Source organism: Caballeronia sp. LZ065, assembly GCF_031450975.1.
Classification (GTDB): Bacteria; Pseudomonadota; Gammaproteobacteria; order Burkholderiales; family Burkholderiaceae; genus Caballeronia.
In genome coordinates, this window is the sequence record NZ_JARUXV010000002.1 from 103,798 (window position 1) to 116,715 (window position 12,918).

Below are 12,918 nucleotides of genomic sequence, written 5' to 3' on the forward strand. Positions count from 1 at the left end.
CGACATCGGCCGCGTATGGCGCGTGGCCGAAGCGCTCGAATACGGCATGGTGGGCATCAACACCGGGCTGATTTCGAACGAAGTGGCACCGTTCGGCGGCGTGAAGCAATCCGGCCTCGGCCGCGAAGGCTCGCACTACGGCATCGACGACTACGTCGTCATCAAGTATCTGTGCATGGCGGTCTGAACCGCACGCGCATACCTATGACACCCGCACCGCACGCCACGCGCCGAACAAAGCGCGGCGTGCGGTTCATCGCATCAGAGCGCCGTCGCCGGGCTCTCTTCCACCGCGCTCGCGTAAGGCACATCACGCTTGCCATAGCGACGCACACGCAAGTTCGCCTGCTCCCCATGACCCGCGAAGCCCTCGAGCGCGCACAAACGCGAGCAATATTCGCCAACCAGCGCCGACGCCTCGTCCGTCAGCACCTTCTGATACGTGCAGGTCTTGATGAACTTGCCCACCCACAGTCCGCCCGTATAACGCGCCGCCTTCTTCGTCGGCAACGTGTGGTTCGTGCCGATCACCTTGTCGCCATACGACACATTCGTGCGCGGACCCAGGAACAGCGCGCCGAAGTTCGTCATCTTCTCAAGGAAGTAATCGACATCGCGCGTCATCACCTGAACGTGTTCGAAGGCAAGATCGTTGGCGATCTTGACCATCTCCTCGTCCGACTCCGCCACGATCACTTCACCAAACTGCGCCCACGACTTGCGCGCGATATCCGCCGTCGGCAGGATGCCCAGCAAGCGCTCCACTTCCGCCATCGTCTCTTTCGCAAGCTTCTCCGAAGTCGTCAGCAAGATAGCCGGCGAATCCGGTCCATGCTCAGCCTGGCCGAGCAGATCGGTCGCGCACATTTCGCCATCCACGCTCTCATCGGCGATCACGAGCGTCTCGGTCGGACCCGCGAACAGGTCGATGCCCACCCGGCCGAACAACTGACGCTTCGCCTCCGCAACGAACGCATTGCCCGGACCCACCAGCATGTCCACCGGCGCAATGCTCGCCGTGCCGATCGCCATCGCGCCCACCGCCTGAATGCCGCCCAGGCAATAGATCTCGTGCGCACCGGCCATGTGCTGGGCCGCGACGATCGCCGGCGCCGGCTTGCCATGGAACGGCGGCGCGCACGTGATGATGCGCGGCACGCCAGCCACCTGCGCGGTAATCACCGACATGTGCGCCGATGCCAGCAACGGGTACTTTCCGCCCGGCACGTAGCAGCCCGCCGCGTTCACCGGAATGTTGCGATGCCCAAGGATCACGCCCGGCATCGTCTCCACTTCAATGTCCTTGATCGAGTCGCGCTGATGACGCGCGAAGTTGCGCACCTGCGTCTGCGCAAACTCGATGTCCTTGATGTCGCGCGCCGAAAGCTGCGCGAGACAGTCGTCAATCTCCTTCTGCGTCAGACGATAGTCCTCGCGATCCAGCTTGTCGAAACGAATCGACAGATCTCGAATGGCCGCATCGCCCCGTTCCTCGATATCGGCGAGCGTCGTCTCCACCGTCTCGCGCACTTCCTTCGCCGCCGACTTGATCACTTCCGCAGTCGCGCCTTGCTTCAGCCACTTGGCCATGAAATCTCCTGGTCTCTGTTCGATGATGTGGGGAGCGCATACCGTTTGCATACGTATGCAACACGAGCGAAGATTAGTCGCTTTTGGCGTGATCGGCAAGTTCCAGTGGGGAAAAGCGACGCTAAGGTTTACCCGGGCATGGCCCAGGTTTGCGTGCCGTCATCGTTCGTCACGACGCCCCGGTGCGGCTTGCGCGCCGAGCCGCGCACGATCAGCCCGCCAGGAGCTTCGTCGTGAAGCGCGACATCGAGCGTGCCGTTCAGTTGCGCGAGCACCGCCGCGACGGCGCGCTGCACCATGTCGTCGAGCGGCTGGCTGTAGGTCGTGAGGTCGAACACCGGCCAGCGCGCCATGTCGATATCATCGAAGCCGACGATCGACACCTCTTCACCCAGTTTCAGCCCGAAGCGCGCGCGAGCCACGCTGATCGCGGCAAGCGCCATGTGGTCGTTGGCGCAGAAGATGGCATCGGGCGGCTTCGTGGCGGACAGCAGCGAGACCACCGCTTCTTCCGCGCTCGCCGCCGTGTACTGGCCCACGCGTCGTTCAATAGCCTTCACGCCCTGCTCGCGCAAATAGTCGAAGAAGCCTTCCTCGCGATCACGGCTCGTGGACGAGCTCTCGAGCCCCGCAACATACGCATAGCGCTTGTGCTTGCCCGCATGCAGAAACGCCGCGAGCGTGCGCGCGCCCGCGCGGTTCTGGCCCGTCACGCTGGACGCGGCCTGGCTGTCGGTCTTGCGGTTGAACATCACCACCGGCAGTCCGATGTTCATGCACTCGTCGGCGAAATGCGAGGACAGGCTGGTCGAAATCAGCACGAGTGCATCGACGCGATAGCGCAACACTTCCTCAAGCACGGGATCCGAGCCGCGCAACGGGTCGCTCGTGAACATCAGCACGCCATAGCCCGCGCGCGCAAAGGCCGCCGTGAGTGCGTTGAGCGCCGCGTGATAGAACGGGTTGGCATTGGCCGGCACGGTCACGCCGATGAGGTTCGCGCGGCCCGTAATCAACGAGCGCGCCACCAGGTTCGGCCGGTAGCCCAGTTCGCGCGCCGCCGCGACGATACGTTCACGCGTGGTCGGCGAGACGCTCGCGCCGGGCGTGAACGCACGCGACACCGCCGACTGCGAGACGCCCGCCGCGCGGGCTACGTCATGCGCGGTGGCGGGTCGTCGTTCGGGCGTGGCATCGGACATCGTGGCGGGTCTCGGGGTGTCGGGGAATCGGCGGCGCTACAGCAAGCGCGCCGACAGTATGCCCCAGCGCGCTCACGCGATCGAGCGCCACACGCCCGCGCGCACCAGCGCATCCGTCTCCTGGCGCACGATGCGATACAGTGCCTTCATCGCGAGCGTGGCTTCTTTTTTCGGCGAGAACGCAACCGACAGCACACCCGGCAACGTCGGCTCGATGATCGGCCGGGCCTTCAGCGTGCCGCGCTCGATACGGCTGCGCACGGCCGCATAAGGCGCGACCGAGAAGCCCAAACCAGCCTCGACGAGTTCGAAGATCGCCATCATCGCGTCGATCTCGAAGGCGATGTTCAGCGTGAGCGAACGCGCCGTCGCGGCATCTTCGGCGAGCGTGCGCAACCCATGCGGGCGCGCCGGCAGTATCCACGGCAGCTGCACGGCATCAGCGAAACGAATGGGCTCCATCGCGGGCTGGAGGATATCCGCATCGGGCGGACCGACGAGCAGCAGGTCGTCGGACAGCAGCGGCTCGATGCTGATCGTGCTGTGCGGCCCGATGTTGTACAGCACGCCGATATCCAGCTGGCCGCTCAACAGCCATTCGAGCATGTAGCCCGACAAGCCCTCGCGCATGCGCAGGCGCACCTCGGGAAACTCGGCGCGGAAGCGCTTGACGAGCGGCACCAGCAGGAAGTCGCCGAGCATCGGCGGGATGCCCATCGTGACCGTGCCGCCCGGCACCGAGCGCATGGCCTGCATGTGATTCACGGCCTCGTCGCTGCGTTCGAGGATGTCGTTCGTGCGCGCGAGGAACTTCTGTCCGGCCTCCGTGAGCGACATGCCATGGCCGTGCCGATACAGCAGCGGCGGCCCCAGTTCCTGTTCGAGCATCTGGATATGGCGCGTCAGCATCGACTGGCTGATGCCGAGAATCGCGGCCGCGCGCGAGACGCTGCCTTCGCGCGCCACCACCATGAAATACCTCAGCTGCTTCAACTCCACGTGCGGGTCTCCTCGTTCTCCTCTGTTGCCGGGCATTGTCGCCTGAAGCGGGCCGATATGCATAACAGGTATGCGAGCAGCCGCCGTTCCATCTGATTACGCTTGATTCCATCCAGAAGCACAACGGAGACACGCACACAATGGAAGAACTCAGGTTGCTCAGCAGTACGGCCATCCTCGGCTATGGCTTCGCGCAGAGCGCGTTCGAAGCAGGGCTCGCGCGCAATCCGCATCTGATCGGCGCGGACGGCGGCAGCTCGGATCCGGGGCCGTACTATCTCGCCTCGGGCGAGTCCTTCACCTCGCGCATGGCAACCAAGCGCGACATGCGCCTCATGCTGGCCGCCGCCGTGCCGCGCGGCATTCCGGTGATCGTCAGCACCTGCGGCGGCGCCGGCGGCGATCCGCATCTCCAGATGATGGTCGATATCGTCAAGGAAATCGCCGCGGAAGAAAGTCTGTCATTCAAGCTCGCGGTGATCAATTCGGAATTGCCCAAGGACGTGCTGCTCGAACACGTCAATGCCGGCAAGACGCGACCGCTGTATAACCTGCCGGAACTGACGCCGGAACTCGTCGAACAGGCCGTGCGCGTAGTCGGCGCGATGGGTCCGGAGCCGTACATTGCCGCCCTCGACGCCGGCGCGCAAGTGATTCTCTCGGGCCGCAGCACCGACCCGGCGCCGTGGGCCGCCATGGCAATCCGCGCGGGCTTCTCGCCGGCGCTCGGCTGGTACGCGGGCAAGATGCTCGAATGCGGCGCCGAGCCGGCGTTGCCGAAGCGGGAAGGCTGTCTGCTCGCGACCATCCGCGAGGATCACGTCGAACTCGAACCGATGCACCCCGAGCAAGCCTGCACGCCGCGTTCAGTGGCGTACTTTGCGCTGCACGAGAACAGCAGCCCGATTCATCACCACGAGCCGGGCGGCATGCTCGATACCTCCGAATGTTCGTTCGAGGCCGTCACGGAGCGCGCGGTGCGCGTGTCCGGCATGCGCTGGAAGCCCGCGAAGTACACGGTGAAGCTCGAAGGCGTCGAGGCGCGCGGGCATCGCGTCATCTCGCTGTGCGCCACGCGCGACCCGGTGCTGCAGGCGCAGATGGACCGCTATCTGGCCCGCTCGCGCGAGATCGTCGATGAGAAGGCGACCGCGTTCGGCGCGCCGTCCGACACCTATACGCTCAACTTCCGCGTCTATGGCCAGAACGGCGTCATGGGCGAGCGCGAACCGCTGCCGCAGGCCGAGCGCCATGCGCACGAAACGGCGATCGTCGCGGAAGTGGTCGCGCAGGATCGCGATACCGCGAAAGCCGTGCTGGCGATTGCGCGTACCACGATCCTGCACTCTGAATTCCCCGGCCGGCTCTGCAAGGAAGGCAACATGGCGATCCCGTTCTCGCCGTCCGACCTCGATCTCGGTCAGGTCTACCGCTTTTCCGTGTGCCATCTGCTCGAACCGGAGAACGCGCTGTCGCTGTTCCCGATCCGCTACGAAACCATCGGAGCCTGACATGCCAGCCATCAAGGATTTTGCGAGCGTGTGCCGCAGCAAGAATGCAGGACCGTTCATGGTCACGCTCGATATCGTGTTCGAAACCGACGAGATCTTCGACCGCGTCGCCGCCACCGGCGTGCTTACGCCGCAACTCTTCGCGCGTCTGTATGGCGTGAAGCCGGAGCAGGTGCAGTTCACGCCGTATCGCGCCGCACGCGCGTTCAAGGCGACGCTGCCGCGCCTGATCTCCTCGGGCGATATCGGCGACACCGACGTGTACGGCTCGCAGCAGCACGCGCCGATGCTCGATATCGACATCCCCATCAAGCTGGAGAACACGCAATGAGTGAAGCCGATCTCCAGACGCGGCCCGCCGCGTCGCCTGTCCTCGAAGAAACCTTGCAGGACGACTTCCGCCAGGCCATGCGCCGGCTCGCGGGCGGCGTGGCGCTGGTGTCGACGGTGCACGAAGGCGTGCGCCACGGCATGACCGTCACGGCCGTCACCTCGCTGACGATGGACCCGCCCGCGCTGGTCGTCTCGGTGAACCGGCACGCATCGGCGTTCGATGCGCTCCTGCGCAGCGGCACCTTCTGCGTGAACCTGCTCACGCAGCAGCATGCGGACCTCGCGGTGGCCTTCTCGCGCAAGCCGGACGGCGACGCACGCTTCGCCAACGGCGCATGGCGCATGAACGACCGCAATCTTCCGTCGCTCGACGGCAGCATTGCGTCGATCACCTGCCGCGTGCACGACACCGTGGAGTTCGGCACGCACGCGATCCTGATCGGCGCGGTCGAGCATCTGGAGATCGAGTCGCAGCAGCCGATGGCGCCGCTCATCTATCTGAGCGGGCAATTCGGCGGCTTCTGGCCGCTGACGGCCTGAGGAGCGCGCATGTTCGACGCGAAATACGAACACGCCAACTTCCCGCGCGTGCGGCCGGAATGGCTCGCGCAGGTGGCCGAGCCGGCCGTGGAGCCGGAGTTGCCGATCATCGACCCGCATCATCATCTGTGGGATGTCGAGAGCGCGTTCTATCACGCGCCGGAACTCGTCGCGGACGTGAACGCGGGGCATCGCGTGCTGGCTACGGTGTTTGTCGAGTGCAAGGCGCATTTCGACAGCGACGCGCCCGCCGGTTTCGAGCCGGTCGGCGAGACGCGTTTCGCGGTGGCGCAGGCGCAGGCCGCCGCGCAATTGCCGCAAGGGAATGCGGGGCTCGTGAAGGGCATCGTCGCGTATGGCGATCCTTTCGTACCCAATCCGCAAGGCGTGCTCGAAGCGCATCTCGAAGACGGCCAGGGCCGCATGCGCGGCGTGCGGGTCCGCGCCGCATGGCATGCTGACCCGGCGTTCGCCGCACCGCACGGCGGCGCTGACGAACACCTGATCGCCTCGCCCGAGTTGGACCGCTACTGCGCGATCCTCGCGGAAATGGGCCTCGTGCTCGATCTGTGGGTCTATCACACGCAACTGGATCAGGCCGCGGAACTCGCGCGCCGTCATCCGCGCCTTGCAATCGTGCTGAATCATTGCGGCGGTCCGCTGGGCATCGGTCCTTATGCCGATCAGCGCGCCGCGGTACGCGAAGAATGGAGCCGCTCGCTCGGACGCGTGGCCGCTCATGACAACGTGGCCGTGAAGATTGGCGGACTGGCGATGCCGCGCACCGGGCTTTCTTTCGCCGATGCCGCGAAGCCCGCAAGCTGCGTCGAGCTGGTCGAGCGCTGGACGCCTTATGTGCGCACCTGCATCGAGCTGTTCGGCGCGGACCGCGCGATGTTCGAGAGCAATTTCCCGGTCGACAAGGGCAGCTGCAACTACGTCTCCGTGTGGAACGCGTTCAAGCTGCTGAGCGCGGGCTATCCGGACGCGGCGCGCCGCAAGATGCTCGCGGGCACGGCGAATCGCGTGTATGGCCTGCGGGTCGAGGCACTCATGGCGGAGGGCATCGCGTAACAACGACGAATCAGGCGCATCACCCATCCGCAAAAAGGCACGAGACCGTCCGGCGCACGCCATCGTGCGCACGGATTCCCGGAGGAGACATATGAAAAATCGCCGCATCTTTATCTACATCTTTCTGTTTTCGCTCACGAGCATCAACTACATCGACCGCGTCGCGCTGTCGGTGGCCGCGCAGCCCATCGCGCATGAGTTCGGCATCAGCCCGATCCAGATGGGCTTCCTCCTGTCCTCGTTCATCTGGACATACTTCGCGAGCCTGATCCTCTGGGGTCTCGCACTCGACCGCTGGGGCACGCGTTACGTCAACGCCATCGGCATGGCGGTGTTCTCGGTTGCCACCGTCGCGACTGGCTTTGCGTGGAGCTATGCGTCGATCCTCGTCACGCGTCTCGTGATGGGCGCCGGCGAAGCATCGTCGTATCCGGCGGGCGGCAAGGTGATCCGCGAATGGATGCCGGCGCGCGAACGCGGCATCGCGGCGGCCGTGCTCAACAGCGGCTCGTATGCGGGCCCGGCCATCGGCGCATTGGTGGTTGCCTTCGCGGTGCAGATGTTCGGCTGGCGCACGGGCTTCATCCTGGTCGGCAGCTCCGGCGCGATCTGGCTCGTCTGCTGGCTCAAGTGGTTCCGCAAGCCGGAGCTCGCCACGTTCCTCAGCGAGGAAGAGCGCGCGCACATCCTGCGCGAGCGCAACGGCGGCATGCCCGACACGCCCACTGGCCCGACACTCTCCATCCCCGACCTGCTCAAGTCCGTGAGCGTCTGGGGCCTGCTCATCACACAAGGCTTCGGCTCCTACGCGCAGTTCCTGTTTCTCACCTGGCTGCCGAGCTACTTGCAGACCGAGCGTCATCTCGACATCGTCAAGAGCGGCTATTTCACGGCGCTGCCGTATGCGCTCTCGGTGCTGCTCGCGCTCGGCATCGGCAAGCTGAGCGACCGCCTGCTGCCCGTCGACGCCATTAACAAGGGCGGACGCCGCACCATGGTGGCGGCCTCGATGCTGCTCACGTCCATCGTGCTCGCCACGCCGTTCGTCGATGACGTGTGGATGATGGTCGCCGTCTTCACGCTCTCGCTGACCGGCGCGCAGGCCGCGCTGGCGATGAACATCGCGCTGATCGGCGACCTGCTGCCTTCGTCGGCGGAAGTGGGGCGCGGCACGGGCCTGCTGATCACCGGCGGCGCATCGTTCGCGATGATCGCGCCGATCGCCACGGGCTATGTGGTCGCCATCACGCACAGCTACAACAATGCGTTCTATATCGCGGGGGCGCTCGCCCTGGCCGGCGCGCTCGTCAGCCTCTTCATGACGCGCAAGCCCATTCGCCACCATGACAACGTGGCGGAAATGAGCGAAGTATCGGCCCGCGCCTGAACGACTTTCACGATTCACGAGGAACCTGACATGACCCAGAAGCAAATGACCCTGATCGGCTTTCTGCAGGCGCAGAACTGCTCGACCTATCCCGGTTCGTGGCGCCACAGCGCGGCGATGCAGGACTTCATGACGCCCGAGTACTACCAGCGCATCGCGCGCACGCTGGAAGAAGGCAAGTTCCACCTGGCCTTCTTCGACGACCGCCTCGCGATGCCCGATATCTACGGCAACGATCACGCGCAGACTGTGGAGCACGGCGTGCGTGCCGTGAAGATGGACCTGGTCTCGATCCTCACCGCGATGGGCATGGCGACCTCGAAGCTCGGCCTCGGCGCGACCTACTCGACGACCTACTACGAGCCGTTCCACATTGCGCGCACGTTCGGCACGCTCGACCTGATGACCAAGGGCCGCGCCGCGTGGAACGTGGTGACCTCGCTGAACGATTCGGAAGCGGCGAACTTCGGGCAGGACTCGCACCTCGAACACGACCTGCGCTATGACCGCGCCGACGAGTTCGTCGAAACGGTGATGGGCCACTGGGATACGTGGGAAGACGGCGCGCTGATTCTCGACAAGGAAAGCGGCCGTTTCGCGGACCCGTCGAAGGTGCATCGTCTCGATCATGAAGGGAAGTTCTTCAAGTCGCGTGGCCCGTTCACGGTGCCGCGTTCGCAACAGGGTCATCCGGTGCTGATCCAGGCGGGACAGAGCGGCCGTGGCCGTGCATTCGCGTCGCGCTGGGCGGACCTGATCTTCGTCGTCTATCCGAAACTCGAAGTGGCGAAGAAGCAGTACGCGGAGATGAAGCAGGCGCTCGCCGATGCAGGCCGCAATCCCGACGACGTGAAGATCTCGACCGCGTGCTACACGATCGTCGCGGAATCGGATGAGATCGCGCAGAAGGAGCGCGAATACATCGATGCGCTCGCCAAGCCGATCGACTCGCTCGCGCTGCTGTGCGAAGTGCTCAACACGGACTTCTCGAAGCGCGGCTACGACGATCCGTTCAGCGACGCCGAAATGGCCGCGATCTCCGGCTGGACCGGTTTCCGCGATCGTGTGGTGACGCTCTCGGGCAAGAAGAATCCTTCGGTGCGGGACTTCGTGGACTTCTCGAAGCGCGCGCGCATCGACGAGTTCCCGGTGTTCTGCGGCACGCCGAAGACGGTTGCGGACCAGATGGAGCAATGGTTCACGGAAGGCGCCGTGGATGGCTTCGTGATCGCGCCGACTCACGTGCCCGGCGCGTATGAGGACTTCGTGCGCATGGTGGTGCCGGAGTTGCAGCGTCGCGGCCTGTTCCGCAAGGACTACACGGGCGGCACGCTGCGCGAGAACCTCGGCTTGCCGATTCCGCAATCGGGCGATTGGCGCAAGACCGCGTATCCGCAGGAAAAGAAGATCAAGCTTGCTTGATCTTCGTGCCGGGCGCGACGGTGGGTTCGGTCATCGGACAGCCGTTGCGCTCGCGTCTGAAGTGCGCGGACATGTCATAGGCGGCCTTGCGGCTGCGCATGAGGCCGCCTAACGGTCGATGCGCCGCCACGCCGCGCCACGGACTGAAGGCCATGCCTTCGTCGATGGTCGCCACCCGCGCCGCATCCCACGACGACTGCCGCCCGACCCGGATGCGCGCCACCGCGACATACGGGCTCTCGCCTTCGGGCCAGCGGACCGACGCATCTTCCACTGGCATCCTTTCGATGTCGGTTGCCAGTTGCACGCGCAGTTCCCACTCGCCGTCGTGCGCCGCGAAGAACGCGCTCACCGCTTCGCGCATGCCGTGAGGCTTGCCGTTCATATCGATCAACGCATCGGTCATGTCAATCAGCGGCGCCGACACCGGCGCAACGCTCATCTTCGCGAAGTAGTCGCCGTACAGCAAAGGGCCTGCCGAATAGAAAGTCTCGCCCAGTATGTGGGTCTCGGCCTGTCCGCGTATGCGCGGCGTCGTGCCGGTGGGCGTCGCGGGTGGCAGCAGGCTGGACAGGAACGCCTTCGGCGTGCCCGACATGAAGACGGGTGCGTTGATCATCACGAAGTCCTGCGTGATGTCCAGCTCGCTGCCGGGCAGACGAACCCCTTTCACGCCGATCAGCTTCAGTGCGAGACCGCGCGGCGTGGACAGCCTGTCGTCGAGCCCGTCGCTCCGGTTCGTCGAGAAGCGCATCACCACCGGCACGGTCATCGCTCGCGCAAAGACGCCTTGTGCGTAGTGCGCAGGCAGTGCGCCCAGCACGCTCAGTTCGCCGACTACCAGACCGTGAGTTCTCGCATGCACGCTGCGCATTGCATGGCCGTGGTCACGGTAGGTCGTGTCGCACATCGCGCGCATGGCCTTGACGAGCGCGGCCGTGGTGGCCGCTTCGTCATCGGGGATGACTTCGAAGGCGGCATCGAAGGGAAGGGCGTGAACGAGCGCTGAACACATGACGGCTCCGATCCGGGATCCGCCAGACTTTTCGCAATCCGCATGCCGTTTTTTTGTCACTAAAGGATGGATTAAGGACGCCGCGGGCGCCTTCTGCTTGAACCACAATCAACATGTCGAGATCCCTCAACGGTGACCCAGTGACTCAATCGAGCGGCAAGCGCCCCAAGCTGGTCCTGTTTCCGGCACGTCATGTCGAGCCCCGGCCGGGTACCAGTACGGACGACTTCCAGATCTACGCCTCTTATCGGGGCAGCACGGCGAGCGGCTTCTTCGGCACGCTGAAGGTCGTCAGGAAGACGGATGGCCGGCTGCTCTTTCCGTTCGAGGGCGTGGACACCATCGGTCCCTTCGCCACGAAAGCCGATGCAGTGGCCGCCGCTCTTGCGCGAGGCGATGTCGTCGTGAATGCCGATCTCGCACGCCCTGAACTCTGACAATGAACGATATGCCGGAAGGGATCTGATCCGGACAGGCGACCCTTCTGGTTTCCCCGAATCGCAAACGTTTCCGCACGAATGACAATCAACCCTAGCCCTCGGCAGTCAAGCTGCCACACACAGAAGGGCACCTGGAGCGACATTGAGAGAGCGGAGGGCCGTATGGATCAGACCCGGTTTGTGTATCGCGGTTTCGTCATCACCCCCATGGCCGCCTATGACGGCGGCCTGTACGCGGCGATGGTCATCATCTGCGATGACCGCGGCCAGCAACGCGCCAGCGGCGTGCTGGGCCATTTCGACTCCCCGGAGCAAGCGAGCGCCTTCGCGCTGACTGCGGGAACGGACGAGGTGGATCGCCGGCTGTGGCACCCCGTCGCAGCCTGACAACCCATAAAACAGCGTGAAGGCCCCACGCCGCCGTCCGCGCGGCGATGTACGGATCGGATGCGATTTGTACGTTGAAGGTGCCTTTCGTACTGCCATACTCCACTTATCGGCGGCGGTCTTTCCCGACTACGCGCGCCATCATCCGACCGGAGAGAAGGTTAGGCCATGGCACTTGTCGTCTATGTATTCGAGGAAAGCAGAGGCGTCCCCACGCACGAGCGCGATCTTTTCGAGATCGACGCGGCGGGTTATTTCGTCGACATGAGCGCGGTGTTCGTGGAGTGCTCCAGTTGCACGACGCCCATGCTCGCGCGACCTGCCTTCCAGCGCGCACTGCGCCGGCTGCAGGCTGGCGACACGCTCGTGACCACTCAGCTTCTTGGCCTCGGCAACAGCGTCTCCGACGTCCTCGCGACCGTCGAACAACTCGGGCGGCGCGGCGTCGTCGCGGTGTGTCTCGCGTATGGCAAGCAGAATCTCTGTGCTGCCGAAGGGCAGTCTTTCATCGACGCGCTCCGGCTCGCCGAAGACCTGGAGCGCGTGACGCGCCGCAGCCGCGCTCGCGAAGCCGCGAGCGCGGCGAAGGAACGGGGCGTCGCGCAAGGGCGTCCCAGTTCGCTTACCCCGGCGCAGCAGCAGGCGGCCATCGACTCCCTGGACGCGGGCCGTACCGTGACGGATATTGCCCGCTCGCTCAACACGTCGCGCCAGACCATCATGCGTCTGCGCAACGCCCACCGGCAGGCGCCGGACGCCTCGCAGCTGGAGGAAGCGCTGCCCCGGCCGCTCGCCGTCAACGACTCGAAGTAGCAAACGTGGTTGCCTGGCCGGTTGCAGGGCTCCCGGAAGCGCCTTCCTTTTTTGAGAACGGCGCACCCACGGGAATGCGCGCATCGGCCAGCCTGAAAAGGGTAAGTTACGTACACTACAATCCAGTCACAGGCGATCATCGCAATGCGACGCCAGCAAGGCCTGCACGTGGATGACACAGGACGCACATTCATTGGGCAGCATG

General features: G+C 64.8%; 14 protein-coding genes. 10 read left to right on the forward strand and 4 right to left on the reverse strand.

Translation table 11 applies throughout. The features are described from left to right. Positions 1–187 (forward strand): aldehyde dehydrogenase family protein (locus QCE63_RS14575; RefSeq protein ID WP_309833944.1); only part of this gene is annotated, 187 nt, incomplete at its 5' end. A gap of 74 nt (positions 188–261) precedes the next feature. Here QCE63_RS14575 and hisD read toward each other — a convergent pair. From hisD to QCE63_RS14590, 3 genes are all read right to left on the reverse strand, one after another. Continuing rightward, complete coding sequence (gene hisD / locus QCE63_RS14580) at positions 262–1,590, reverse strand: histidinol dehydrogenase (protein WP_309833946.1); 1,329 nt, start codon at positions 1,588–1,590, stop codon at positions 262–264. A gap of 128 nt (positions 1,591–1,718) precedes the next feature. Further along, positions 1,719–2,792 (reverse strand): LacI family DNA-binding transcriptional regulator, encoded by a 1,074-nt coding sequence (locus QCE63_RS14585; protein ID WP_309833948.1) that lies wholly within the window; start codon positions 2,790–2,792, stop codon positions 1,719–1,721. Between the two features lie 72 nt (positions 2,793–2,864). After that, entirely contained in the window at positions 2,865–3,791 is a 927-nt protein-coding gene (locus QCE63_RS14590) for a LysR family transcriptional regulator (protein WP_309833949.1), read from the reverse strand. A 140-nt stretch (positions 3,792–3,931) separates the two neighbouring features. Here QCE63_RS14590 and QCE63_RS14595 point away from each other — a divergent pair, with 140 nt between their 5' ends. The 6 genes from QCE63_RS14595 (at position 3,932) to QCE63_RS14620 (ending at position 10,058) form a co-directional block, all read left to right on the forward strand. After that, a complete protein-coding gene (locus QCE63_RS14595; protein WP_309833950.1) occupies positions 3,932–5,302 on the forward strand; it encodes an acyclic terpene utilization AtuA family protein in 1,371 nt (456 codons plus the stop codon). Position 5,303: 1 nt separating this feature from the next. After that, positions 5,304–5,633, forward strand: coding sequence for a DUF4387 domain-containing protein (locus tag QCE63_RS14600; protein WP_309812088.1), 330 nt, complete (start codon positions 5,304–5,306; stop codon positions 5,631–5,633). Further along, positions 5,630–6,175 (forward strand): flavin reductase family protein, encoded by a 546-nt coding sequence (locus QCE63_RS14605; RefSeq protein WP_309833951.1) that lies wholly within the window; start codon positions 5,630–5,632, stop codon positions 6,173–6,175. Before QCE63_RS14600 ends, QCE63_RS14605 begins: the two co-directional genes overlap by 4 nt. A gap of 9 nt (positions 6,176–6,184) precedes the next feature. After that, on the forward strand, positions 6,185–7,249 hold the full coding sequence (locus QCE63_RS14610; protein WP_309833952.1) for an amidohydrolase family protein: 1,065 nt from the start codon (positions 6,185–6,187) through the stop codon (positions 7,247–7,249). A 91-nt stretch (positions 7,250–7,340) separates the two neighbouring features. Then, positions 7,341–8,636 (forward strand): MFS transporter, encoded by a 1,296-nt coding sequence (locus QCE63_RS14615; RefSeq protein ID WP_309833954.1) that lies wholly within the window; start codon positions 7,341–7,343, stop codon positions 8,634–8,636. Between the two features lie 30 nt (positions 8,637–8,666). Next, a complete protein-coding gene (locus QCE63_RS14620) occupies positions 8,667–10,058 on the forward strand; it encodes an LLM class flavin-dependent oxidoreductase (RefSeq protein WP_309833955.1) in 1,392 nt (463 codons plus the stop codon). Here the strand turns inward: QCE63_RS14620 and QCE63_RS14625 are convergent. Then, entirely contained in the window at positions 10,045–11,073 is a 1,029-nt protein-coding gene (locus QCE63_RS14625; RefSeq protein ID WP_309833956.1) for a catalase family protein, read from the reverse strand. The two genes, QCE63_RS14620 and QCE63_RS14625, sit on opposite strands and share 14 nt — an antisense overlap. A 140-nt stretch (positions 11,074–11,213) precedes the next feature. Here QCE63_RS14625 and QCE63_RS14630 point away from each other — a divergent pair, with 140 nt between their 5' ends. The 3 genes from QCE63_RS14630 (at position 11,214) to QCE63_RS14640 (ending at position 12,713) form a co-directional block, all read left to right on the forward strand. Continuing rightward, complete coding sequence (locus QCE63_RS14630) at positions 11,214–11,510, forward strand: DUF6723 family protein (protein ID WP_309833957.1); 297 nt, start codon at positions 11,214–11,216, stop codon at positions 11,508–11,510. A 165-nt stretch (positions 11,511–11,675) separates the two neighbouring features. Continuing rightward, positions 11,676–11,900, forward strand: a complete 225-nt coding sequence (locus QCE63_RS14635) for a hypothetical protein (protein ID WP_309833958.1) — start codon at positions 11,676–11,678, stop codon at positions 11,898–11,900. 168 nt (positions 11,901–12,068) lie between these two features. After that, on the forward strand, positions 12,069–12,713 hold the full coding sequence (locus QCE63_RS14640; protein ID WP_309833960.1) for a recombinase family protein: 645 nt from the start codon (positions 12,069–12,071) through the stop codon (positions 12,711–12,713). Positions 12,714–12,918 lie beyond the last annotated feature (205 nt).